This is a genomic window from Fundidesulfovibrio agrisoli (assembly GCF_022808715.1).
GTDB lineage: Bacteria > Desulfobacterota > Desulfovibrionia > Desulfovibrionales > Desulfovibrionaceae > Fundidesulfovibrio > Fundidesulfovibrio agrisoli.
In genome coordinates, this window is sequence record NZ_JAKZKX010000013.1 from 43,007 (window position 1) to 65,961 (window position 22,955).

Sequence of the window (22,955 nt, forward strand, 5' to 3'; positions counted from 1 at the left end):
GTGTTTGGGGGGGGGGGGGGGTGGGGGGGGGGGGGGGGGGGGGCCCCGGGGGGGGGGGGGGGGGCGCCCCCCCCCGGGGGGGGGGGGGGGGGCCCCCCCCCCCCTCTTCTCTTCCTGCTTCTCTCCCTACTTCTCTTCCTGCTTCTCTTCCGATTCTTTCCCGCCTTCCATCCACCGCTCCCAGGCCGCCCTGGCCCGCGCGGCGTACAGGGCCTTGCGGCTGTCCTTCTTGGCGCGCTCGGTCAGGTCGGGGCTCAGGCCGAAGTTCACGTTGGAGGGCTGGAACTTCTTCACGGGCGTGCGCAGGTGGCCCAGGAGCGCGCCCAGGGCCGTCTCGCGCGGGGGCAGGCTCAGGCCCCCGGCCAGGTGCAGGCCCAGCCAGAGCCCGCAGGCCGCGCTCTCCAGGTAGCCCTCCACGCCGGTGATCTGCCCGGCCAGGTACACTCCCGGGCGGGCGGCCAGCTCCAGGTCGTCCGTGAGCACCTTGGGGGCGTCCACGTAGGTGTTGCGGTGGATGGAGCCCAGGCGGGCGAACTCGGCGTTTTCGAGCCCCGGCAGCATCCTGAAGATGCGCTCCTGCTCGGGGTACTTGAGCTTGGTCTGGAAACCCACCAGGTTGTAGCAGGTCTTCTCCGCGTTCTCGGGGCGTAGCTGGGCCACCGCGTAGGGCCGCCTGCCGGTGCGCGGGTCCGTGAGGCCCACGGGCTTGAGCGGGCCGAAGACCAGGGTCTTCACGCCGCGCTCGGCCAGGGCCTCCACGGGCATGCAGCCCTCGAAGTGGATCTCCTTCTCGAACTCGCGGGGCACCACCTTCTCGCCGTCCAGCAGGGCCTGGTGGAAGGCCAGGTACTCGTCCTTCTCCATGGGGCTGTTGAGGTAGTCGCCCTCGCCCTCCTCCCAGCGGGAGGCGGAGAACACTTTGCTGAAGTCGATGGAGTGGGTGAAGATGATGGGCGCGATGGCGTCGTAGAAATAGAGGCTCTGCGCGCCCACGGCCGCAGCCAGGCTCTGGGCCAGGCCCTCGCTGGCCAAGGGCCCGGCCGCGATGACCACGGCGTCGAAGCCTTGCAGGGCGAGGTCGTCCAGGGAGGCCACCTCCTGCCGGACGAGCGTGATGTTCGCTTCGGCCTCCACCGCGCGGGTCACCTCGCGGGCGAAGAGCTCGCGGTCCACGGCCAGGGCCTTGCCAGCGGGCACCGCGGTGGCGCGGGCGGCGCGCATGACCACGCTGCCCAGGGCTTCCATCTCGCGCTTGAGCAGGCCTATGGCGGCGTCCGGGTCGTCGGAGCGCAGGGAGTTGGAGCAGACCAGCTCCGCCAGGTCGTCCCCGGTGTGCGCCGGGGAGCGCCGCAGGGGGCGCATCTCGAAAAGGGTGACCTTCACCCCGGCCCGGGCCAGGGCCATGGCGCATTCGCAGCCAGCCAGGCCGCCGCCGACAATCGCTACGGTTTTGGGGCTCAACGCGCGCTCCTTGCCTAAGTTTTACGAAAGCCGTAGGTGTACGGGCCGAACGCCTGGCTCACAAGGGAAAAATGGACCCGCTTCTGCGCCTTCAGGATTTCAGCGCCGCCTTCGACACCGCCAGGGGCCTGGCCCCGGCCGTGGACGGCGTGAGCTTCGACCTCGCCCCCGGCGAGGTCTTCGGGCTCGTGGGCGAGTCGGGCTGCGGCAAGACAGTGCTTTCCCTGGGCATCCTGGGGCTGATCCCGCGCCCGGGCAGGATATCCGGGGGCAGGGCCTTCTTCGGCGGGCGCGAACTGACCGCCATGAGCCAGGAGGAGCTGCGCGCCCTGCGCGGGGCCGAGATCGCCATGATCTTCCAGGAGCCCATGACCGCGCTCAACCCCGTGATGCGCGTGGGCGTCCAACTGGCCGAACCCCTGCTGCTGCACAAGGGCCTGGACAAGCGGCAGGCCGAGGCCCGCTGCCTGGAACTGCTCGAACAGGTGGGCCTGCCAGGCCCCCGCGCCGTGCTGCGCGCCTACCCCCACGAACTTTCCGGCGGCATGCGCCAGCGCGTGATGATCGCCATGGCCCTTGGCTGCGGCCCCCGTCTGCTCATCGCCGACGAGCCCACCACCGCCCTGGACGTGACCATCCAGAAGCAGATCCTGGAGCTGCTCTCCGGCCTTGCCGCCGAGCGCGGGCTGGCCATGCTCTTCATCACCCACAACCTGGGCGTGGTGGCCCAGACCTGCCACCGCGTGGGCGTGATGTACGCGGGCCGCCTGGTGGAGGTCAGCCCCGTGGAGGCGCTGTTCGCCAAAGCGCTGCACCCCTACACCCAGGGGCTTATGGCCTCGCTGCCCAGGCTGGGCTCGCGCCACGAGCGCCTGACCCCGGTGGCGGGCACCGTGCCGCCGCTCACCGCGCTGCCCTCGGGCTGCCATTTCCACCCGCGCTGCCCCTTCGTGATGGATCGTTGCAGACGGGAAATTCCCCCCGTCTTCCGCCCGGAGCCGGGGCGCGAGGCGCGCTGCTGGCTGCACGCCGAAGGGGGCCGGGCATGAGCGCCTGCCTGGAGTTCCGCGACGTGCGCAAGACCTATTTCGTGCGGCGCGGCGCGTTCTCGCGGGCCGTGCCCGTGCACGCCGTGGCCGGGGTGGACCTGGCCGTGGCCCACGGCGAGACCGTGGGGCTGGTGGGCGAGTCGGGCTGCGGCAAGTCCACGCTGGCGCGCATGGCCGTGCGCCTGGACGCGCCCACCTCGGGCCAGGTGCTCATGGACGGCATGGACCTCTGGCGCACCGAGGAGGTGACGGACCGCCTGCCGGAGCTGGTCCAGATGGTCTTCCAGGATCCGTTCTCCTCCCTGGACCCGCGCATGACCGTGGCCCAGTCCGTGGGCGAGGCCCTGGACGCGCGCAAGGTGGGGGACAAGGCCTCCCGCCGGGCGCGCGTGGCCGAACTGCTGGATATGGTGGGCCTCTCGCCCGAGCACGCGGGGCGCTACCCGCACCAGTTCTCCGGCGGGCAGCGCCAGCGCGCGGCCATCGCCCGCGCCCTGGCCCTGAACCCCAGGCTGGTGGTCTGCGACGAGCCCGTCTCCGCCCTGGACGTGTCCATCCAGGCCCAGGTCATCAATATTTTCCAGGACCTCAAGGAGCGCCTGGGCCTGACCTACCTGTTCATCTCGCACGATCTGGCCGTGGTCAGCCACTTGAGCGACCGGGTGGCCGTGATGTATGCGGGGCGGCTGGTGGAGCTGGCCCCGGCGGCGGCGCTGTACGATGCGCCGCTCCATCCGTACACGCGGATGCTGCTGGCGGCCATCCCCGTGCCGGACCCGGCCGTCAGGCAGGAGCGCGGGGCCGCGCCCGAAGCCCGCGAAAGCGCCGGGGAGGGGGCCTGCCCCCTGGTTCCCCGCTGCCCGCTGGCCGGGCCGGACTGCGCCCAGGAGCCCCCCATGCGGGAGGCCGCGCCCGGGCATCTGGTGCGCTGCCACCGGGCCTGAGGCGCACACACCACTTCGATATCACGTTAAGGAGCGATAGAGCATGTCCAACGCCTGCAACAACGTCATCTGCGACCTCTCCCGCGTGTTCAGCTTCGAGCACTGGGCCAGGTTCTACTTCACCGTCGAGCGCGACGGGAAAACCTTCCTGGAGGTTCCCGCCGAAGTGGTGGAGGAGTGCCGCAAGAAACACCCGGACCTGGCCCCCCTGCTGGACGAGACCAACAACCAGGAGCTGACCTACGAGTCCTCCTGCCAGAACGTGGGCGCGTTCGTCTGCCGCCTCTACGACGGCGAGCGCTACGGCCCCGGCGTGGTGACCAAGACCATCGACTCCAAGGACTTCCGCATCGAGCTGCACATGTTCGGCCTGTGGCTCAAAGGCCACGAGAACTACCTGGACGAGCACAACGTGGACTTCGACACCTGGCTGGAGATGTTCACCGAGTGGAACAAGCTGGAGCAGGTGGCCGCATACAGGAAGCGGCTGATGGAGTCCTCGGCGGCGGATACGCCTGCGGGCGAGAAGACCGTGCACTAGCGCGGTTGCCGGGCCAAGGCCCGGGGGAAGATGAGAATGGATGCAGCGGGAGCCGGATGGCTCCCGCTTTTTTTTGTGCGAGGGGGGCATGGCTTCAGGCCGGAAAGAAGTCGTTGCAGGATATTCTTGAGCTGTTTCTGGGAATAGATTAGCATGTATTCAGTTGGCATGACGTGTTGCCCGAGCGGAGTTGGAACCTCTCCGCGCTCTCTTGGAGGTGTACTGTGAGAGGAATCCCCTACGGATCGTATTATGGGGCTTATTCGCTTCCGGCCGGATGGTATTTCTGGTTCGGCTGGCCCATGTGGCGTGTTGCTTTGTATCTGCTGCTCAAAGCGGCGGCTGTGTTCTCGCTCATTTTCATCTATTGGTAGGGCGCAATGGAAGTTGAGTTGTCATATCAGGAACTTCAATTGTTAACGGCAGCTTTGTGGCGTGATTTTGTTGGCAGTATCACGTTGTTTGGGGCAGTTCTTTTTGTTGTAAAATTATTGGGACATTAGCCGGACATCCTGCCTGGAGACAGGATGCCGGCTGTTAGATCAATCCATCCTGTCGCAGGTGTTGCCATCGCACTCCGCCGGGTAGGAACCGGGGATATCGATCTCGATATCCGAAGGAATGCCGATGTAATCCAAGGCATCGTCACCATAAGCGCCAACAAGACCACCAATGGCAGCCCCTGCAAGGGCACCTGGAACGCCGCCCGCCTGACCGATACGAGCCCCTATCCCAGCGCCGAGGATTGCGCCCGCTTTGCCGTGTGCTTTTCGCAAATAATCAGGAAATGGGTTCGCCCGCCATTTCAAAGGTCCCAACTCGCGATTAGGAGCTTGCCGTTGAGTGTCAGGCCCCGGGGTCTGAGCACCTAGCTGGCCTTCGTCGGGGCCAGACACCACCAGGGTCCCCCCATTGAAGTTGTCTCCAAAGTGATCGCCCGTCTGGTCCTGGGCGTTGATGAAGCTGTTAGTAAGGCCATCGACATAAGGTTCCATGTGAGTCTCCCTAATCTAGGCGCTGACGGGATGGCCCGTCAGCGCGTTGCACCACCTTCGCCATCGAAGCATTGCCGCCGGTTCGGTCAGTCTGCTCCCTGGCGCCGGGCGATGCGCCGATTGTGGTAGATCTTCGCTGTGTTTTCCGAGACCGCGCGCATCTCCCGATAGAATTCGAGCACCTCATGAGGGTCACGTTCGAACACTCCCTGCGCGGCGCGCCTGGCCGATGCGGGTAAGTGTTCCAAATTGTGCTGCATCACGGCGTTGGTGCCTTCGAAAAGGGGATCGAGCCTCTTCAGTCTTGCGAGGAGTGTTTCTATCCGCTGCCGTGTGCGGTGCTTCCGAGCGTCCTTGAAGTCGGCCAAATGGCGTTTGTGGTGGAAGTCGTTCAGGTCGCGCAGGGTGTACCAGCGCAGTTGCGCGTGGGGATTAGCAGGGGCGGGGCCGAGGTCGTTGGGGACGAAGGTGTCGTTCCAATGGTCCTGGAGAATGACCAGGACTTCGGGGTCGCTCAGGAGCGAGGCGTAGACCGCGTCAAATCCAGGGTCGAGGTACGATACGCACTGAGATAGAGCGTGCGGATTCACAGCCTGGGGCGCGGTGTAGGTTCCGGCGGGGTTGGGGTCGTCGGGGTGGGTTCCTGCCGGAACGCCGCAGGCGGCGTTCAGCCTGCGCCAGTAGGCGGCCAGATTGTCCTTGAATTCCTTTTCTGTTTTCATGGTGCGTCCTTTGTGTGGATATCCCGGTGCTCCGGGTAATGGGACGCATCATATTCAAGAAGGAATCGTTGTCTCCCCACATAGGGCTATGTGGGGAGAAAGTTGGGGGTAGGACAAAAAAAAGGGGGCCCTAAGGCCCCCTTCGTCAATTCTCGCCAATCGCGGTTCTAGCAGGCGCCGTTCGCGCCGCCTTCCTTCACCACGTCCTTCTGCACCTCGTAGATCTCGCGCAGGATCTTGGGCACGTCGTAGGTCATCTTCCAGTCCGGGTAGTGCTCCTCGAACTTCTTGAGCCCGGAGATCCACCAGATGTGGTCGCCGATGCGGTTGGTCTCGTCGTACTCGAAGTTCATGGTGTTGCCGGTGATCTCCTGGCACATGTCGATGGCTTCCATCATGGAGCAGTTGGAGTAGCGCCCGCCGCCCATGTTGTAGACCTCGCCCACGCGGGGCTTCTCGAAGAAGTGCCACAGGGAGTTGACCAGATCGTAGCTGTGGATGTTGTCGCGGACCTGTTTGCCCTTGTAGCCGTAGATGAAGTATTTCTTGCCGGTGATGCAGCAGCGCATCAGGTAGGACAGGAACCCGTGCAGCTTGGTGCCGGAGTGGGCCGGGCCGGTGAGGCAGCCGCCGCGGAACACGCCGGTCTTGAGGTCGAAGTACTTGCCGTACTCCTGCACCACCACGTCGGCGGCCACCTTGGAGGCGCCGAACAGGCTGTGCTTGGTCTGGTCGATGGACATGGTCTCGTCGATGCCGCCTTCCCACTTGTGGCCGGGCTGCAGCTCGAAGCGCTTCTCCAGCTCCACCAGGGGCAGGTAGTTGGGCGTGTCGCCGTAGACCTTGTTGGTGGAGGTGAAGATGAACACGCCCTCGGGGCAGTGCTGGCGGAAGTTCTCCATCATCACCAGGGTGCCGTTGGCGTTGACGGTGAAGTCCATGTAGGGGTCGGAGGCGGCCCAGTCGTGCGAGGGCTGGGCGGCGCAGTGGATCACGGCCTTGATGGCCTTGCCGTAGCGGCCGTAGATCTTGCTGATGGCGTCGTGGTCGCGGATGTCGGCGTCGTAGTGGGTGTAGCCCTTGACGCCGTCTTCGAGGCGCTGGCGGTTCCACTCGGTGGAAGCGTCCTCGCCGAAGAAGGTCTTGCGCAGGTTGTTGTCGATGCCGACGACGTCGAACCCTTTGTCCGCGAAGAAGCGGACGGTTTCCGAACCGATCAGACCGGCGGAGCCGGTGACGATGGCGACTGACATGCGATGCTCCTTGAGGATACGTTGGGGGCGCCGCCCCCAAACCCCCGGCAGGGCTCAGCCCTGCACCCGCCAGGGGAGAGCCTCCCCTGGACCCGGCAACGGGGTGTATTTATTTTATGAGTTTGCCCACCAAAAACATGAAGCCCACCATAAACCGCAGAAAATACATGCCGAAGGCCAGGTGCGGGTGCTTAAGCAGCCTGCGCCAGCGGCCTTGCTCGAAAAATACGCCGAAGAACCTGTAGGGCATGCCCAACTGGCGGCGCACGTCCGGGTCGCCCGCTGGCCATTTGGCCACGTAGGTCTCGAAGGAGTTGCCGTAATAGGTCTTCTTGGTCAGGTAGCGCCAGAGCTCGAAGGCCGCCTCGTTGTGGAAGAGCAGCGGGGTGTCGTCCTTGGTGCGGCGTTCGTAGTCCACCAGCCAGGGCACGAAGGTCCTCTCCGGCAGGCGGGAGACGTAGGCGTCCACGTCGTCGAACTCGTACGTGGAGAGAAGCCCCACGCGGGTGCTGTCGCGCATGAGGCGGTCGAAGTCCCAGTCTTCGGGGCCGGTGAGGCGCTCGTCGAAGCCGCCGGTGGCCTGGAAGGCCTCGCGGGTGAAGGCGCGCACGCAATCGATCACTGTGGCGTCGTAGAAGCTGCGCTCGAAGCGGCGCACCGTGGGGAAGAAGCCCTTCCCGAGCACGATCTCAGGGATGTAGAGCGCGCCGAAGCCGTGCTGCAGCATGATGACCGACTTCTCGACCACCGTGGCCGAGAGGATCATGTCCGCGTCAAGGAACATGAACACGCCGCCGCCGGCCTGGGCGAAACCGAAGTTGCGCTGGGCGGAGCGCTCGGGGCCTTTGTCGAACACCTTGTCCGTATAGCGGGCGGCGATTTCCTTGGTGTCGTCGGTGGAGGCGTTGTCCACCACGATGATCTCGATCAACTCGGCGGGGTAGGTCTGGGCCTTGATGGAGTCCAGACAGTTGCCGATGTTGCGGGATTCGTTGCGGGTGGTGACGACTATGGAGACGCGTTCAGGGTTCATGCTGGGCTTACGTTTTTCCGGCTCTGTCCGTTCATGCGAGATATGTCCGGACCGTCCGGCCGGGGCCGGGTATCCGGTTGTGTCCCCGCCGAGGGGGTCCGGGGGAAATCATTTCCCCCGGCGGGTCCAGGGCAGGGCCCTGGCCGGGTGCGGGGCGGAGCCCCGCCTTGCCTTGCCGCCTGTTGTTTCCCGCACCCCGCGCAGTCCGTGAAGACTTCCGGCCGCGCGGAGCCACTCCATCATCCACCCGTTATTTCTTGCATTCCGCGCAGCCTTTGCGGCTGTTGAGCAGGTGCCCGATCAGCTTCCCGGCTGCGCGATAGAAGAAGGCGATGTCGTCCATGCTGCGGATGGAAAGCACCTTGCGCAGGATGAACGCCGGGGTAAGGGCGGCCTTATAGAGTTCGTTCTTGAATTGCAACACGTCTTCATTGGAAATGGGCGATTTCCACACGCTCTGGCGCATGTCGTAGTCGTCCCAGTCCTCGGTGGTGAGCCAGCCCTGCTTGCGGGCCTCGGCGAAGAGCGGGGTGCCGGGGTAGGGCACCACGATGGTGGCCTGCAGCGTATCCAGGTAGCCCTGGGTGAACATGCGCTTGGCGAAGGCGATGGTTGCCTTGGCGTCCTCCTTGGTTTCCCAGGGGTAGCCCACCATGGTGGTGATGTGCGGGGCCAGCCCGGCCTTCTTGCACATGCGCAGCGTCTCCTCGATCTGGGCCACCTTGATGCCCTTGACCAGCCTGTCCAGGGTGGACTGCACCACGGACTCCAGCCCGATGAGGATGAAGCGGAAGTTGGCGGCCTTGAGCAGGTTCCACTGCTCCTGGCTGAGCGCGCCCACGCGCATGTTGCAGCCCATGACCACGCGCTTGTGCAGCCCCCGGCGGACCATGCCCTTGCAGAAGTCCTCCAGCCACTGGCCCTTGGGGAAGCAGCCCGAGTCGTCGAAGATTTCCTTCACGCCCATGTCGGCCAGGGCCTCGATCTCGTCCAGGTGGCGCTCCACGGAGACGGTGCGGTAGTTGCGGCCCGGGTACAGGGTGGTCCAGGAGCAGAAGGTGCACTTGCCCCACCAGCAGTCGCGTCCGGCCATGATGTAGGTGCCGGGCGTGTATTTGAAGTTGCCGTTCTTGTAGGCGTAGAGCTCCCAGCGGGTGAGCTTGCGGTCGATGTGGGGGAGCTGGTCCAGGTCGTGCTCCAGGGAGGCGGGGCCGCTGCTCTTGATCTCGCCGTTCTCGCGGTACCACACGCCCCCGGGCAGGGCCTCGGCCTTGCCGGAGAGGAAGTCCGCCAGCCCGGCCAGCAGGAAGTCGAAGTCGCCCCCGGCCAGAACGAAGTCGGCGGGGCAGTTCTCCATGGATTCGCCGGGCAGCGCCGTGACGTGGTCGCCCATGAGCACGACCTTGGAGCCGGGCAGCAGGCGCTTGAGCTCCTCCACGATGCGCCAATGGCGCTTGATGACCGGCGTCTTGGACTCCATGGCGATCAGGTCCGGCTTCTCGCGGGTGATGCGCGCCAGCCAGTCGGCGTAGGTCATCTCCTCGGCGATGCCGTCGTCCCAGAACACCTGGTGCCCGCGCTCCTGGCAGAGGCTGGCCGCGTAGGAGGGCACCATGGGATAGATGTAGGTGGGGTTGGTGAACCACTGGAACTGGCGGTTCTGGGACAAGAGGGCAACGCCCTTGCTCGATTCGAGGGGCGGATAGGAGACGGATACTTTCATTTATCTGCCGAGGGTGCTCTTGAGGTCCTTGGTGAACCAGCCGCGCAGGAAGCGCCAGCCGTACCACAGGTGCGTAAGCAGGATGTAGGGTATGGACGCCAGGGTCACGTCCAGGGGCTCGCGGCGCAGGATGTCCAGCACGGCGATGAACTGGGTGAACAGATACACCTTGATGCCCAGCGCGTAGAGGCAGTCGGGCAGCGCGAAGAAGCCCAGCACCAGGAACAGGAGCCACAGCGAAGGCAGGAAGTAGGCCAGCCGCCGGGAGTTGCCCGGAAAATTGTGGGCGAAGAAGCCCCGGTGCGCGCCGTAGTTGCCGATCTGCTTGAGGTGCTTGCACAGCCCGGAGCGGCGGTGGTGCCACACGAGCATCTCCGGCAGGTAGAGGATGCGCCCGCCGGTGCGCTGGGTCAGGTCCATGCAGAGCTTGGTGTCTTCGCCGGGCCAGAAGGCGTTGTCGAAGCCGCCCACGGCCAGGAAGGCCTCGCGGCGCACCATGAGGTTCACGGTGGGCCAGTCCTCCACGTCGCGGCGCGGGGGCAGGGGCAGGTAGCGCTGCGGGAAGCCGCCCGACAGCCGGGAGAGGAACACCGCGCCAGAGGCCCTGGCCCAGAACGGGTCGGAGGGCGGGGTCTGGGCGGGGCCGCCCACGGCTACCACGTCGGGCTCGCGCTCGAAGGCCAGCAGGGCCACGGTGAGCCAGGTGGAGTCGGGGTAGGCGTCGTCGTCGATGAAGGCCAGGTACGTCCCCTTGGCGGCCTCCGCGCCCATGTCGCGCTTGATGGCCGGGCTCACCGCGCCGGTGGGCAGGATGGACACGGCGGGGTGCGCGTAGACGCCCTTCACCTCGCCCTCGGGCAGGGGGGCGTCGGGCAGCAGGATCACCTCGAAGCGCTGCTCGCGCAGTTCGAAGATGTGGCTCAGGCACTCCTCGACGAGGACGCCGGGCTCCTTGAAGGGGATGATGATGCTGAAAAGGGTCTCTGGCATGGTCTACTCCCAGCGGCCCGCGCGTTCGCGGATGATGTAGAGGGGCCGTTGCACCACTTCGGTGTGGATGTGGCCGATGTAGAGCGACACCATGCCCAGCCCGCAGAGCACGATGCCGATGAGGAAGGTGTTGAACACCGTGAAAAAGGCCATGGGCGTATAGTTGGCGCCCCAGAGCACGTTGCCCGTGAGCATGAACCCGAGGACCAGCAGCGACAGGGCGATGATGGTCAGGCCCAGGTAGCCGGTGAAGCGCAGGGGCAGGAGCGAAAAACTGGTGAAGCTGTTCACGGCCAGGTTGAAGAGCTTCTTGAAGGAGTAGCCCACCTGCCCGGTGTCGCGCGCGGGGGCCACGAAGGGGATGTAGGTCTTGCGGAAGCCCATCCAGTCGATGAGGCCCCGGAACATGCGGGTGCGCTCCGTGAACTCGAGCAGGGTGTGCACCACCTTGCGGTCCAGCAGGCGGAAGTCCGTGCTGGAGGGGGGGATGTCCAGGTCGGAGTAGCGGGTCATCACCCAGTAGAAGGCCTTGGAGCCGAACTTCTTCAGCGGGGAGTAGTCGGCCACGGCCTCGCGCACGGTGGCCACGATCTCGTAGCCTTCCTCCCACCTGGCGGTGAGGGTGGGGATGAGCTCGGGGGGGTGCTGCAGGTCCGCGTCGATGCAGATCACGGCGTCCACGTCGGCGCAGAGCTCCACGCCGGCGGTGAGGGCCATCTCCTTGCCGAAGTTGCGCGAGAGCATGAGGCCCTTCACGCGCTCGTCGCGCGAGGCGATCTCCTTGATCTTTTCCCAGGAGGCGTCGGCGCTGCCGTCGTCCACGAGCACGATCCTCCAGTCATAGGGGAGGGTCTCCATGACGGCCCTGAGCCGCTGGTGGAGCGCGTCCAGCCCTTGGGATTCGTTGTAGACGGGAACGACGATGGCGATTGATTTCTGCACGGTGTCAGGCATGCGCTGCTGCTGGAGGGCCGGGCGTGGCGCCCGCCTCCGGTTTCTCCTTGAAGTGGCTGTCGGGCTTCCGTGGCGGGAACCGGCCCGCAACGGCGCAGACCCCCGGCCTGGGCCGGGGGTCTGGAAGCGCCGGGAGCGGTCTTATTTCCTTTTCAAAAACCAGTCAAAGTATTCGATGGTCTTCTTGAGGCCGTCGGCCAGCTTGACCTTGGGCTCCCAGCCCAGGGCCTGCTTGGCCAGGGTGATGTCCGGCTTGCGCTGCTTGGGGTCGTCGGAGGGCAGCGGGCGGTACTCGATCTTGGACTTGGAGCCCGTGTACTCGATGACCAGCTTGGCCAGCTCCATGATGGTGAACTCGCCGGGGTTGCCCAGGTTCACGGGGCCGGTGAACTCGTCGGCGGTCTTCATGGAGCGCACGAAGCCGTCGATCAAGTCGTCCACGTAGCAGAAGGAGCGGGTCTGCTGGCCTTCGCCGTAGACGGTCAGCGGGTTGCCCTGCAGGGCCTGCACGATGAAGTTGGAGACCACGCGGCCGTCGTTGGGGTGCATGCGCGGGCCGTAGGTGTTGAAGATGCGGACCACCTTGATGCGCAGGTTGTGCTGGCGGCGGTAGTCGAAGAACAGGGTCTCGGCGCAGCGCTTGCCCTCGTCGTAGCAGGAGCGGTAGCCGATGGGGTTGACGTTGCCCCAGTAGGACTCCGGCTGCGGGTGCACGTGCGGGTCGCCGTAGACCTCGGAGGTGGAGGCCTGCATGATCTTCGCCTTCACGCGCTTGGCCAGGCCCAGCATGTTGATGGCGCCGTGCACGCTGGTCTTGGTGGTCTGCACGGGGTCGAACTGGTAGTGAATGGGCGAGGCGGGGCAGGCCAGATTGTAGATCTCGTCCACTTCGATGAAGAGCGGGAAGGTGACGTCGTGGCGGAGGAGCTCGAAGTTGGGATTATCCATGAGGTGCTGGATGTTCAGCTTCGTGCCCGTGAAGTAGTTGTCCAGGCAGATGACTTCGCAGCCCTCGGCGAGCAGACGTTCACACAGGTGGGAACCAAGGAAACCCGCGCCGCCGGTTACGAGCACTCGTTTGTTCAGATGCATGTCGGATGATCCTTTGTGGGTGAGATGAAAAGGCCTTGCCTGCGCGCTGTAAACCGCTTTGTGATGTTTGTAAATCGGCTTGAGGCCACGCATCGCGCCGTCCGCCGCCGCACGCCGCGCGGCGGTGCGCACAGGCCCCGGAGCTTGTGGCTCCGGTATTTTCCATGTACCTGCCTGGGCAGCCGCGTCAAGGCTTTGCGATCAATCCCACTAGGATGCCGGGCTCATGCGACTTCGCCCAACATTTGCCGCCCTCAAGGAACGCCTGGACGCCCTCTGCGCCGCGCCGGCCTTCGCCACGCTCGGCCTGCTGGGCCTGGCCGCGCTCTATTTCGCGGCCTACCTCTCCCACCCGGACCTGCCCTTCGACGGCTGCGCCAAGGGCTGGTGGGCCCACTGGGACCAGTTGCGCTACCTGGAGAGCGCCCGCTCCCTGGGTGCGGGCAGCCTGGACCCCCAGACCTACTGGTACCCCCTGGGCTACCCCCTGCTGGGCGCGCCCTTCGCCCGGTCGCTGCCCCTGCATCTTTTCCTCCCGGTGAACCTGGCCTGCACCCTGGCTGCGGCCGCGCTCTTCTGGATGCTCGCCCGGCGCTGGTTCGGCCCGGCGGCCAGCGCGGCGCTGCTCGGGCTGTGCCTGTGGCTGCTGAGCGTCGAGGCCGGGATCTCCCTGCTTGAGCCCTGGAACACCATCCCCACCATGAGCCTGGCCTACGGCATGCTCTGGGTGTCGGGCCTGCCGGGCTTCAGCCTGGGCAGGACGCTCGGCCTCTTCGCCCTGGCCGGCGCCGCGTATCTGGTCCGCCCCGTGGACGCCGCCTTCCTGCTGCCCATTGCCGCCTGCTCCTGCCTGCGCGCGGACAGCGGACGCGAACGCCTGGGCGCGCTGCTGGCGGGGCTTACGCTGTTCGCCCTGTTCCCGCTCTGCGTGGCGGGCCTGAACGTGTGGGTGTTCGGCTCCTGGCGCACGCCTTACGAGCTCAACTCGGCGCAGGTGGGGTTCGGTTGGCGCGGGCTCGTCCGCAAGGCGTATTCCCTGTTCGTGGACGGCCTGCCCGTGTACGGCCAGGCCCGCACCGCGCTGCTGCCGCGCATGCCCTGGCTGCTGCTGGCCCCGCTGGGGCTGTGGGCCGCCTGGAGGCGGGACCGCGCGTGGGCCGGGGGGGCCGGGGCCTCCTTGCTGCTGTGCCTGCTGGCCTACAGCCTCTACAACGACTTCACCCCGCACAACATCTACGCTTTCGAGCTGATCCACTACCTCTTCTGGCTGCTGCCGGTGTGCCTGCTGCTGGCCGCGCTGGCCCTGCGGGACGGCATGCTGCTGCACCCCGGGCCATTGGCCGCGCTGATCCTGGCGGGCCTGACCCTGATGACGCTGCGCCTCGAGGCCCACGATGCCGGGAGCGGCGTGGTGGACGCCCAGGGAAGGCTGGAGCTCCCGGGCGGCGCGGCCCCGCGCGTGGACATGGCCCTCCTGGGCGCGGCCGTCACCGAGCCCGGGAGCCTGGTCTCCATGATCTCGAATGGGGCCGGGCCTCTGGCGCCCTACCGCGACTACCTGCTCTGGAACGACCAGGAGCAGGCCCATCTTTTGTTCGCGTCCCCCCAGGAGCCTGGGCGGCTGCGCCTCACGGACCCGGCTTTCTTCGGGCGCGCGGTGCGGCTGCGCACCACGGGCTTCGGCCTGCGCGACATCAAGGGGATGGAGGAGCTGGTGCTGCGGGCGCTGGGGGGCCGGGTGGTGCGCCTGGCCGTGGCGCACGTCCGGCGCGGCCCCGAGTCCGGGGCGGAGGCCCTGCTGGTGGTGGAGGGCTGGCCCGCGGCGCTGGACGGGGCCTCGGGCTGGTTCGTCGGCGTCGGCGGGATTGCGGCCTTCAGTTCTTCCCGGCCGTTGCTGCCGCTGACCAGGCCTCTGGCGGTGGCGGCGGCACCTGGAAAAGTGGGGCTGGCCTGCCCGCTGCCGGGGCCTGTTCCGGCGGGGACGCCGCTGATGGTGGCCGCGCTGGACGAGTTCGGCCGGGTGCTGGCGGTCTGGCGCGGGGTGCTGGGGGAGTAGGCCCGGGCCGGGGTAGATTTTTTTGTTGGAGTCCCCCTGTGGTGTCGCCCCGGCGCGCAACGGACCGATGTATTTTTTAGAAAAAGCGCCCGGGCCCCCGGGGGGCGGCCCCCAAAGAGACAGCGCGTCTCACGGTGTCGGAGCGGAGGGATCGAGGCCCTAGCCCCGTGAAGCCGTGCGGGAGCCCAGGGAGGCGAAGCCCCTTTGGCCGCCGGAGTCGCTCCCTTACATCCCCTGTCAGAATGCTGAATCCGCTTCGGCGCGGAGCCTGCCGTCTGTCAGGCTCCGCCCACTCATTCGATCATCCATCTATTCCGGATCAGGACGCCTTGGCGGAGGCCAGCTTCCTGCCCAGCTCGAAGGCCTTGGCGCAGACCCGCGGGAAGACCTCCTCGCGCCGCTTGGCCTTGGCCACCGGGTCCCACACGGTGGAGAGGTACTTGCCGTAGTCCTTGAACTGGTAGGTGTCCGTGGCCAGGAGCACCTCGCAGGAGCCGAAGATGCGAGCCATGGTGCCCTGCATGCGGCCCATGAACTTGTCGTAGGCGAGCTGTTCGAGCATCTCCTCCTTCACGTTCATGGTGTAGACCAGGGCGGTGGCCAGCTTGCCGGGGAAGATGGAGGCGTAGCCCGGGGTATAGGTGGTGAAAGGGAACATGAGCCGCTCCAGGAAGGAGCGGGTCTCGCCGGTTTCGGCCCCGAAGTAGACCGGGCTGCCCACGATCAGGGCGTCGGCCGAGGCGGCCTTCTCCAGAATGGGGGTCAGGCCGTCCCGCACGATGCAGCGGCCGTAGCTCTTGCCGCCGATCTTCTTGCACTCGAAGCAGCTGATGCAGCCCTTGAAGTCGAGATCGTAGAGGTGCACCAGCTCGCAGGCCGCGCCTGCGCTCTTGGCCCCTTCCAGGGCGTTCTCAAGCATTGTGGCGGTGTTCCACTTCTTGCGCGGGCTGCCGTTGATGGCCAGTACGTTCATGGGGTGTCTCCCTTGGTAGTAGGATGAGTAGTGCTGCTCATACGGCTTTGCGGGAGATGCGCGCAAGAACGGTCGGAAATGATAGCGAGGCACCGGGAGGGAACCGGGGAGAGGGAGAGTTGACTCAGCCAATTGGAGTCTGCTGGCGGGAGCGTCTGGGCGCGGGGCCGGATATATCGGAAGAATATCCTGGCCCCGGGCCCAGGCGCACCCGCCAGCAGACAACGCGTCTCACGGCGTCAAAGCGGAGGAATTGAGGCTGCTGGTTTCGCGAAGCAGGATGGGAGTCCAGAGGGGCGAAGCCCCTTTGGCCGCCGGAGGCGACTCCTCCCGCATCACTCGGACACGCGGTTTTGCGCCTTGTCGTATACTCGGAGGTTGTCGCGCCAGCCAACCGCGACCACGGTCACGAAGACGATGTCGTCCTCGACGCGGTAAACCAGGCGGTACCCAGCACTGCGCAACTTGATCTTGAAGCAGTCCGGCATGCCCCGCAGCGCGGCAGCGGGCACGCGAGGATTCTCCAGTCGTTCTTCCAGCTTTTTCTTGAACTGCTCGCGCAGGGTCGCATCCAGCCTCTTCCATTCCTTCAGGGCGAGCTCGTGGAAGCGCAGCCTATAGCGCATCGATGTCCACTTCCACGAAAGGCCCGTCCGCGCGTTCGCGGACCAGGCGAGCGTCCTCCAGATCCTCCAGGCGCTCCAGGAGCCTTTCGTAGTACGCGGCGGAGAGCAGGTAGGCCTCCGGCTTGTTGTGGTTGAGCACAGCCACGGGGTCGTCCCCGGCCTCGCTCAGGATGGCGCTGAGGTTGCGCTTGAGCTCGGTGACGCTCACGGTCTTGTTGGAGTAGATGGTCTCCATGCGGAAGGCTCCTGTTTCGGCGTGCTATTTGGCATTAAAATTAGTGCCGTTTCAGGTGTGAGTCAACTTGAGCGTTTCGGTGCGCGGAAGCGCTGATAGGGGAGGGGAAAACTTGACTGGAGGTGATAGGGACGTCCCTCGCATTCGAAAGGGCAGTCCTGGGAACCGGCCTTGGGGGGCCGGTTCCCTGAAGTCCTTGAGTGAAGCCGGCGAGTGCGCCTCTCTACATCCAGAACAACCCGCTCCATTCCCCCTCGTCCTTGCGCAGGGGCTCGGGCATGCCCAGGCGGGTGTAGGCCAGGGCCACGGCAGGGGCCTGGGTGGTCAGCAGGCCGGAGAGCACCAGCGCGCCGCCGGGCTTGAGGTGCGTGATGAGGTGGGGGGCCATGTCGATGAGCGGCTGGGCCAGGATGTTGGCCACGATGCAGTCGAACACGGCGCCCGGGGCCAGGGCCTCCAGCCCGCCCACCACCAGGCGGATGGGGGCGTCGGGCTCGCCCGAGGCGGGCAGCTTGTTGAGCTCCAGGTTCTCGGCGGCGCAGAGCACGGCCTGGGGGTCGATGTCCGCTCCGATGCCCTTGCAGCCCAGCTTGGCCAGGCCGATTGCCAGGATGCCGGAGCCGGTGCCCAGGTCCAGGAAGGAGTCGCCGGGCTTCACGCGGCCCTTGGCCACCATGTCCGCGATGCCGCCCAGGCACAGGGCCGTGGTGGCGTGGTGGCCGGTGCCGAAGGCCATCTTGGGCTCGATGATGATGGGCTCCAGGCCGTGGTGGTCGGCGTCGGCCAGCCAGGGCGGCACGATCTCGAAGCGGCCGCCGATGTCGATGGGGGTGAAGAATTCGCGCCAGGCGGCGGACCAGTCCTGCTGCTCCAGGGACTCCATGCTCACCGTGGCGGCGGGCCAGCGGGAGGCGGCGTAGTCCTTGATGATGGCCGCCATGGGGGACTCGGGCTCCAGGTAGAAGCGGAAGGTCAGGTCGCGGCTCACGGGCCCGACCAGCTCCTCCCAGCCTTGCAGGGAGTTGGCGGAGAGCCAGGCGGCCACATCCTCGCCCATGGCTTCGAGCTCGAAGGGGTCGATGGTTCCGGGGATGACGAGTTCGGTCTTGAGCAGCTTGGACATGATGGCCTCACGCGTGTTTTCTATTGGAGAGCCCGCTTGTGAGCGAAAAAAAAGGCCGGGTCAAGCGACCCGGCCCAGTGGCATGTTGGACTAACGAAACAAAATCCAAGGATTTTCCGTATTTGCCAGCAGGAATTCTGGCATGGGCTGCCTGAGATAGCTTACTAGTCTGGAACCTTGCGGGTACGCTGGTTGCAAGTGGCTTCTTTCCAAAGCCTAATGCAATGTTCGCAAATATCCCCTGGCGGTCTTTTCCCTTCATCAACCCATCGTTTGTCGGGCGCCGGGACGCTCCCGTCACCAGGCCAATTCTGGCAGTGGGGGCAGCAATGCCAATCGTTTTCATAGTCCGGGTTAGGGCGTTTTCTCCACTCAATTTGAATTTTCATATCACACCTCCGGGTGCAATATCAAAATATTGCATAAATTTGTCAATACTATAGAGGTACAATATTGTATTATTATATATACTTGCTTATGTGTGTCGCAAAACTCAGAGGCTTGAAATAAAAAAGGCGCACCCCGAAGGGTACGCCTAGGACAGTTTACGCAATCAACTACAGGTCGCCCAGCACGTCGCCCAGGGCCTCTGCGAAGCGCTTGAGCTCCTCCTGGGTGATGATGAGCGGCGGCAGCAGGCGCAGCACGGAGCCCGCCGTGAGGTTCAGGATGAAGCCGCGCCGGGTGAGCCCCTCCCAGGCCTTCTGGCCGTCCACGGCCAGGTCGATGCCGATCATCAGGCCCAGGCCGCGCACTTCCTTGATCTTGCCGGGGTTGCACTCGGCCACGTCCTGGAACAGGGCCTTGGCGAAGTCGCCCATGCGCGCGGCGCGCTCGGCCAGCTTGTCGCGGTCCATGATCTCGAGGGTCTTCGAGGCCGCGGCGCAAAGCACGGCCCCGCCGCCGAAGGTGGTGGCGTGGGTGCCGGGCACGAAACCGGCGGCAACTTCCTCGGTGGCCAGCACCGCGCCCATGGGCAGGCCGTTGGCCAGGGCCTTGGCCGAAGTGATGACGTCCGGCTCCAGCCCGTAGTGCTGGTGCGCCCACCACTTGCCCGTGCGGCACAGCCCGGTCTGTATCTCGTCCACCATGAACAGGATGCCCGCCTCGCGGCAGGCCGCCTGCACGCCCTTGAGGTAGTCCACGGGGAAGGGCTTCACGCCGCCCTCGCCCTGGATGATCTCGATGAGCACGGCGGCGGTCTTGGGGCCGATGGCGGCCTTGAGCGCGTCCAGGTCTCCGGCGGGCACGGTGACGAAGCCCTCGGGCAGGGGATGGAAGCCGTCCTTGACCTTGTCCTGCCCGGTGGCGGTCAGGGTGGCCAGGGTGCGCCCGTGGAAGGAGTTCACCAGGGTGATGACCTCGTGGCGTTCCTCCCCGCGCACGGCGTGCATGTAGCGCCGGGCGAGCTTGATGGCCCCCTCGTTGGCCTCCGCGCCGGAGTTGCAGAAGAACGCGCGCCCGGGCCGCCAGGTGCCCAGCAGGGCCTCGGCCAGCTCGGCCTGGGGCTCCTGGTAGAACACGTTGGAGACGTGCACCAACTGCCCGGCCTGGGCGCAGATGGCCTGGGTGACCTCGGGGTGGCAGTGGCCCAGGTTGCACACGGCGATGCCCGCCAGCAGGTCGAGGTATTCGCGGCCGTCCAGGTCGTACAGGGCGCAGCCCTTGCCCTTGGCGATGGCCAGGGGGTAGCGGCCGTAGGTGTTCATGATGGACGCGCCGACGCGCTGTTTGAGTGCCTCGAATTTTTCGCTCATGGATGCCTCGCGATGGAAGATCGTCCGCGTCGCCCTCGGCGAGACGGATTCGTCAACAAAAGTCCTTTAAGGGAAAAGGCCGTGGCCGGTGGAGTGGGGCGTGGGCGCGGCCCCTAGTGGGAGCCGGTGTGCCCGAAACCGCCCTCGCCTCGGCAGGTTTGGCCCAGTTCGTCAGCCGCCTGGATGATGACCGGACGGTACGGCATGACGACGAGCTGGGCGATGCGCTCTCCCCTGGCGACGGTTCTGGGGGTTTGGGAGGTGTTGAGCAGCCAGACCACGATCTCGCCCCGGTAGTCCGGGTCGATGACGCCAACGCCCTGGGCCACCACGAGGCCGTGCTTGGCCCCGAGCCCGGAGCGGGAATAGACGAAGCCCGCCAGGCCCGGCTCGCAGATCTCGATGGCGATGCCCGTTCCGAAGGCGTGGCGCGCCCCCGGGGCCACCACCACCTCGGGCTCGTCCATGGCGGCGCGCAGGTCCATCCCGGCGGAACCGGGGGTGGCCGGCTCCAGGCTGAACTCGGACCAGATGGCGTGCGTATGCCTCACCTTCATGGTCACGGGCGCGGTCCCGGGCGTGGCGATGGACGGGTCGGAGAGGCTCACGGAGGCTCCTTGGGGTTGATCGCTCGCCCTGCACTAGCGCTTTTGGGTCCGCAGCAAAAGGAAAAAATGAAGCCCGGGCAAGGCCCTGCACCTGCGCCTTGCCATTTCACAAAAGCCTTGGCATGGTGTCGAGGCTTAATCTTTTCATCATAAGGACAGCCATGCAACCACTGCGCGTCTACAGCGTTGTCCCCAAGTTGCCGCCCAGGCTCAAACCGCTCTGGGAGTTGGCCTACAACCTCTGGTACTCGTGGAACAACGAGATCGCCGAGTTGTTCGCCCAGGTGGACCAGAAACTCTGGCGCGAGTGCGAGCTGAACCCCGTGGCCTTCCTCAACAGGCTGCCCCAGCGCACCCTGGAGAACCTGGCCACGGACCAGTTCTTCCTGGACAGGCTCACGGAACTCAGGCGCAACCTGGAGACGTACCTCTCCAAGGCCACCATCTCCATCCCCTTCCCCGAGGGGGAGAACAAGGAGCCGGTCATCGCCTACTTCAGCCTGGAGTACGGCATCTCCAAGGGGCTGCCCATCTACTCCGGCGGCCTGGGCATCCTGGCGGGCGACCACCTGAAGTCCGCGTCGGACCTGAGCCTGCCCCTGGTGGCCATCGGCATCGCCTACCAGCAGGGCTACTTCCGCCAGTACCTCACGCCCGACGGCTGGCAGCAGGAGCGCTACCCCGTCTACGACTTCGAGCAGATGCCCATGACCCCCTGCCTGGACGCGGACGGCAAGCGCCTGCTCATCTCGGTCGACCTCAAGGGCGACCGCGTGTTCGCCCAGGTCTGGCGGGTGGCGGTGGGGCGCATCAGCCTCTACCTGCTGGACACCAACATCCAGGAGAACCAGCCCCAGTTCAAGCAGATCACCACCAGGCTCTACGGCGGCAACCTGGAGATGCGCCTCTGGCAGGAGATCCTGCTGGGCATCGGCGGCATCAAGACCCTGGACGCCCTGGGCTTCAAGCCCAAGGTGATCCACATGAACGAGGGCCACTCCGCCTTCGCGGGCCTGGAGCGCATCCGCCGCTTCATGGAGAACGCCGGGCTGACCTTCGAGGCCGCGGCCGAGCTGGTGGCCTCCTCCTCCATCTTCACCACGCACACCCCGGTCCCGGCGGGCAACGACCGCTTCCCGCCCGACCTCATGCAGCCCTACTTCGAGGACTACGCCCGCAAGCTGGGCCTGGCCTGGAAGGTGTTCCTGGCCCTGGGCCGCGAAGACCCCCGCAACGACGCCGAGCCCTTCTGCATGACGGTGCTGGCGCTTCGGCTCTCGCGCATCAACAACGGCGTGTCCATCCTGCACGGGTTCGTGTCGCGCAACATGTGGAAGCGGGTCTGGCCGCAGTACCCCGTGGAGGACGTGCCCATCGGCGCGGTGACCAACGGCGTGCACGTGCCCACCTGGGTCGCCCCGGACCTGGCCCTGCTCTTCGACCGCTACATGGGCCCCAACTGGCGCGAGGACCCGGACTGCCCCCGCGTGTTCGAGCAGACCGAGGCCATCTCCGACGCGGAGCTGTGGCGCACCCACGAGCGCCTGCGCGAGCGCCTGATCGACTTCGTGCGCCGCCGCCTGCACGACCAGCTGCTGGCGCGCGGGGCCAAGCGCAAGGAGCTCCAGATCGCCGAGGAGGTGCTGGACCCCCAGGCCCTGACCATCGGCTTCGCCCGGCGCTTCGCCACCTACAAGCGCGCCACGCTGCTGCTCTCCGACCAGGAGCGGCTGGTGAAGCTCATCTCCGACTCGTCCAGGCCCCTGCAGTTCATCTTCGCGGGCAAGGCCCACCCCCACGACAACGAGGGCAAGAAGCTCATCCAGCAGCTTGTGCAGCTCTGCGAAACCGCCGAGTGCCGCTACAGCATGGTCTTCCTGGAAGACTACGACATGGAGATCGCCTCCTACATGTACCACGGCTGCGACGTGTGGATGAACACCCCGCGCCGCCCCCTGGAGGCCTGCGGCACCTCGGGCATGAAGGCCATGTGCAACGGCGTGCTCAACTTCTCCACCCTGGACGGCTGGTGGGCCGAGGCCTGGAAGCCCGACAACTCCCTTGGCTGGGCCATCGGCCTGGGCGAGGAGTACGAAGACGTGCAGTACCAGGATTTCGTCGAATCCCAGATGCTCTACAATGCCCTGGAGAACGAGATCGTCCCCACCTTCTACGAGCGGGGCCACGGCAACCTGCCGCGCGGCTGGATCCGCAAGATGAAGGAGTCCCTCAAGACCCTGGGCCCGGTGTTCACCTCCCACCGCATGGTGGAGGACTACGCCCGCGTGGCCTACGGCCCGGCCATCGAGAACTACAACCGCCTGGTCAAGGCCGAGTTCGCCGCCGCCAAGGACCTGGCCCAGTGGCGCATGGAGATGATGACCAAGTGGTCCAGCCTGAACGTGCGCAACGTCCAGGCCACGGACCCGGGGCAGGTGTTCGTGGGCGAGCCCATCGTGGTCACCGCGGAGATCAGCCTGAACGGCATCCGCCCGCAGGACGTGCGCGTGGAGGTGTACTCCGGCCCCGTGGACTACGAGGGCAAGTTCACCCAGCGCGAAACCACCATCATGCAGCCCAGCGACTCCACGCAGGACGGCTGGCAGGTGTTCAGGGGCGAGGTGATGCCCGTGGAGGCCGGCAGGTTCGGCTTCACCGTGCGCATCCTGCCGCACCACCCGCTGCTGTTGGACAGCCACTCGCTCGGGCTCATCAAGTGGGCGGAGCAGGGGTAGGGGGCGGAAACCCGCCAAACATGACGATCCGGCAATGCTGAGGCGCGGGGCTTGTGGCCCCGCGCCGTTTTCGTTTAGAGCGGCG

At 66.0% G+C, this 22,955-nt stretch carries 20 protein-coding genes; 5 read left to right on the forward strand and 15 right to left on the reverse strand.

Annotated elements, in window-relative coordinates; genetic code table 11:
- Positions 1-126: 126 nt before the first annotated feature.
- Positions 127-1,461, reverse strand: a complete 1,335-nt coding sequence (trmFO, locus tag MLE27_RS10900) for a methylenetetrahydrofolate--tRNA-(uracil(54)-C(5))-methyltransferase (FADH(2)-oxidizing) TrmFO (protein WP_279355790.1) — start codon at positions 1,459-1,461, stop codon at positions 127-129.
- A 71-nt stretch (positions 1,462-1,532) separates the two neighbouring features.
- On the opposite strand from trmFO, the gene MLE27_RS10905 reads away from it, so the two are divergent.
- From MLE27_RS10905 to MLE27_RS10915, 3 genes are read left to right on the forward strand one after another with little or no spacing between them, the layout of a single operon-like run.
- Positions 1,533-2,510: an ABC transporter ATP-binding protein gene (locus tag MLE27_RS10905; protein ID WP_243312105.1), complete on the forward strand. Its 978-nt coding sequence runs from the start codon at positions 1,533-1,535 to the stop codon at positions 2,508-2,510.
- Positions 2,507-3,454 (forward strand): ABC transporter ATP-binding protein, encoded by a 948-nt coding sequence (locus MLE27_RS10910; protein ID WP_243312106.1) that lies wholly within the window; start codon positions 2,507-2,509, stop codon positions 3,452-3,454. The genes MLE27_RS10905 and MLE27_RS10910 overlap by 4 nt, the downstream gene beginning before the upstream one ends.
- A 43-nt stretch (positions 3,455-3,497) precedes the next feature.
- Complete coding sequence (locus MLE27_RS10915; RefSeq protein WP_243312107.1) at positions 3,498-3,995, forward strand: hypothetical protein; 498 nt, start codon at positions 3,498-3,500, stop codon at positions 3,993-3,995.
- A gap of 542 nt (positions 3,996-4,537) precedes the next feature.
- Here MLE27_RS10915 and MLE27_RS10920 read toward each other — a convergent pair.
- From MLE27_RS10920 to MLE27_RS10955, 8 genes are all read right to left on the reverse strand, one after another.
- Positions 4,538-4,990: a hypothetical protein gene (locus MLE27_RS10920; protein WP_243312108.1), complete on the reverse strand. Its 453-nt coding sequence runs from the start codon at positions 4,988-4,990 to the stop codon at positions 4,538-4,540.
- A gap of 86 nt (positions 4,991-5,076) precedes the next feature.
- Positions 5,077-5,712 (reverse strand): hypothetical protein, encoded by a 636-nt coding sequence (locus tag MLE27_RS10925; protein WP_243312109.1) that lies wholly within the window; start codon positions 5,710-5,712, stop codon positions 5,077-5,079.
- A 167-nt stretch (positions 5,713-5,879) separates the two neighbouring features.
- Entirely contained in the window at positions 5,880-6,965 is a 1,086-nt protein-coding gene (locus MLE27_RS10930) for an NAD-dependent epimerase/dehydratase family protein (protein WP_243312110.1), read from the reverse strand.
- Positions 6,966-7,074: 109 nt separating this feature from the next.
- Positions 7,075-7,998, reverse strand: a complete 924-nt coding sequence (locus tag MLE27_RS10935) for a glycosyltransferase (RefSeq protein ID WP_243312111.1) — start codon at positions 7,996-7,998, stop codon at positions 7,075-7,077.
- 250 nt (positions 7,999-8,248) lie between these two features.
- Entirely contained in the window at positions 8,249-9,721 is a 1,473-nt protein-coding gene (locus MLE27_RS10940) for a B12-binding domain-containing radical SAM protein (RefSeq protein WP_243312112.1), read from the reverse strand.
- Positions 9,722-10,711 (reverse strand): glycosyltransferase, encoded by a 990-nt coding sequence (locus tag MLE27_RS10945; protein WP_243312113.1) that lies wholly within the window; start codon positions 10,709-10,711, stop codon positions 9,722-9,724. It lies immediately after the preceding gene.
- Between the two features lie 3 nt (positions 10,712-10,714).
- Positions 10,715-11,665, reverse strand: a complete 951-nt coding sequence (locus MLE27_RS10950) for a glycosyltransferase family 2 protein (RefSeq protein ID WP_243312114.1) — start codon at positions 11,663-11,665, stop codon at positions 10,715-10,717.
- Between the two features lie 141 nt (positions 11,666-11,806).
- Entirely contained in the window at positions 11,807-12,757 is a 951-nt protein-coding gene (locus MLE27_RS10955) for a UDP-glucuronic acid decarboxylase family protein (RefSeq protein ID WP_243312115.1), read from the reverse strand.
- A gap of 226 nt (positions 12,758-12,983) precedes the next feature.
- Between MLE27_RS10955 and MLE27_RS10960 the strand changes: the two genes are divergently transcribed.
- Complete coding sequence (locus tag MLE27_RS10960; RefSeq protein WP_243312116.1) at positions 12,984-14,813, forward strand: hypothetical protein; 1,830 nt, start codon at positions 12,984-12,986, stop codon at positions 14,811-14,813.
- A 319-nt stretch (positions 14,814-15,132) separates the two neighbouring features.
- On the opposite strand, the gene MLE27_RS10965 is transcribed toward MLE27_RS10960, so the two are convergent.
- From MLE27_RS10965 to dut, 6 genes are all read right to left on the reverse strand, one after another.
- Entirely contained in the window at positions 15,133-15,786 is a 654-nt protein-coding gene (locus tag MLE27_RS10965; RefSeq protein WP_243312117.1) for a flavodoxin family protein, read from the reverse strand.
- A 335-nt stretch (positions 15,787-16,121) separates the two neighbouring features.
- Positions 16,122-16,412 carry a type II toxin-antitoxin system RelE family toxin gene (locus MLE27_RS10970; protein ID WP_243312118.1) on the reverse strand — a complete coding sequence of 97 codons (291 nt, stop codon included), beginning with the start codon at positions 16,410-16,412 and terminating at the stop codon, positions 16,122-16,124.
- Entirely contained in the window at positions 16,402-16,647 is a 246-nt protein-coding gene (locus tag MLE27_RS10975) for a type II toxin-antitoxin system Phd/YefM family antitoxin (RefSeq protein WP_243312119.1), read from the reverse strand. The genes MLE27_RS10970 and MLE27_RS10975 overlap by 11 nt, the downstream gene beginning before the upstream one ends.
- Before the next feature lie 223 nt (positions 16,648-16,870).
- Complete coding sequence (locus MLE27_RS10980; RefSeq protein WP_243312120.1) at positions 16,871-17,770, reverse strand: 50S ribosomal protein L11 methyltransferase; 900 nt, start codon at positions 17,768-17,770, stop codon at positions 16,871-16,873.
- A gap of 557 nt (positions 17,771-18,327) precedes the next feature.
- Positions 18,328-19,527: an aspartate aminotransferase family protein gene (locus MLE27_RS10985; protein WP_243312121.1), complete on the reverse strand. Its 1,200-nt coding sequence runs from the start codon at positions 19,525-19,527 to the stop codon at positions 18,328-18,330.
- 113 nt (positions 19,528-19,640) lie between these two features.
- Positions 19,641-20,084, reverse strand: a complete 444-nt coding sequence (dut, locus tag MLE27_RS10990) for a dUTP diphosphatase (protein ID WP_243312160.1) — start codon at positions 20,082-20,084, stop codon at positions 19,641-19,643.
- Between the two features lie 212 nt (positions 20,085-20,296).
- Here dut and glgP point away from each other — a divergent pair, with 212 nt between their 5' ends.
- Entirely contained in the window at positions 20,297-22,870 is a 2,574-nt protein-coding gene (gene glgP, locus MLE27_RS10995) for an alpha-glucan family phosphorylase (protein ID WP_243312122.1), read from the forward strand.
- The last annotated feature ends 85 nt before the right edge of the window (positions 22,871-22,955 follow it).

Excerpts from the sequence above, each read along its gene's own strand:
- MLE27_RS10910 (WP_243312106.1), top strand. The coding sequence starts at position 2,507 with ATGAGCGCCTGCCTGGAGTTCCGCGACGTGCGCAAGACCTATTTCGTG.
- MLE27_RS10915 (WP_243312107.1), top strand. The coding sequence starts at position 3,498 with ATGTCCAACGCCTGCAACAACGTCATCTGCGACCTCTCCCGCGTGTTC.
- MLE27_RS10960 (WP_243312116.1), top strand. The coding sequence starts at position 12,984 with ATGCGACTTCGCCCAACATTTGCCGCCCTCAAGGAACGCCTGGACGCC.
- MLE27_RS10920 (WP_243312108.1), bottom strand. The coding sequence starts at position 4,990 with ATGGAACCTTATGTCGATGGCCTTACTAACAGCTTCATCAACGCCCAG.
- MLE27_RS10930 (WP_243312110.1), bottom strand. The coding sequence starts at position 6,965 with ATGTCAGTCGCCATCGTCACCGGCTCCGCCGGTCTGATCGGTTCGGAA.
- MLE27_RS10980 (WP_243312120.1), bottom strand. The coding sequence starts at position 17,770 with ATGTCCAAGCTGCTCAAGACCGAACTCGTCATCCCCGGAACCATCGAC.
- MLE27_RS10940 (WP_243312112.1), bottom strand. The coding sequence starts at position 9,721 with ATGAAAGTATCCGTCTCCTATCCGCCCCTCGAATCGAGCAAGGGCGTT.
- MLE27_RS10955 (WP_243312115.1), bottom strand. The coding sequence starts at position 12,757 with ATGCATCTGAACAAACGAGTGCTCGTAACCGGCGGCGCGGGTTTCCTT.
- MLE27_RS10945 (WP_243312113.1), bottom strand. The coding sequence starts at position 10,711 with ATGCCAGAGACCCTTTTCAGCATCATCATCCCCTTCAAGGAGCCCGGC.
- MLE27_RS10985 (WP_243312121.1), bottom strand. The coding sequence starts at position 19,527 with ATGAGCGAAAAATTCGAGGCACTCAAACAGCGCGTCGGCGCGTCCATC.
- MLE27_RS10965 (WP_243312117.1), bottom strand. The coding sequence starts at position 15,786 with ATGAACGTACTGGCCATCAACGGCAGCCCGCGCAAGAAGTGGAACACC.
- MLE27_RS10935 (WP_243312111.1), bottom strand. The coding sequence starts at position 7,998 with ATGAACCCTGAACGCGTCTCCATAGTCGTCACCACCCGCAACGAATCC.
- MLE27_RS10970 (WP_243312118.1), bottom strand. The coding sequence starts at position 16,412 with ATGCGCTATAGGCTGCGCTTCCACGAGCTCGCCCTGAAGGAATGGAAG.
- glgP (WP_243312122.1), top strand. The coding sequence starts at position 20,297 with ATGCAACCACTGCGCGTCTACAGCGTTGTCCCCAAGTTGCCGCCCAGG.
- dut (WP_243312160.1), bottom strand. The coding sequence starts at position 20,084 with ATGAAGGTGAGGCATACGCACGCCATCTGGTCCGAGTTCAGCCTGGAG.
- MLE27_RS10905 (WP_243312105.1), top strand. The coding sequence starts at position 1,533 with ATGGACCCGCTTCTGCGCCTTCAGGATTTCAGCGCCGCCTTCGACACC.
- MLE27_RS10975 (WP_243312119.1), bottom strand. The coding sequence starts at position 16,647 with ATGGAGACCATCTACTCCAACAAGACCGTGAGCGTCACCGAGCTCAAG.
- MLE27_RS10950 (WP_243312114.1), bottom strand. The coding sequence starts at position 11,665 with ATGCCTGACACCGTGCAGAAATCAATCGCCATCGTCGTTCCCGTCTAC.
- MLE27_RS10925 (WP_243312109.1), bottom strand. The coding sequence starts at position 5,712 with ATGAAAACAGAAAAGGAATTCAAGGACAATCTGGCCGCCTACTGGCGC.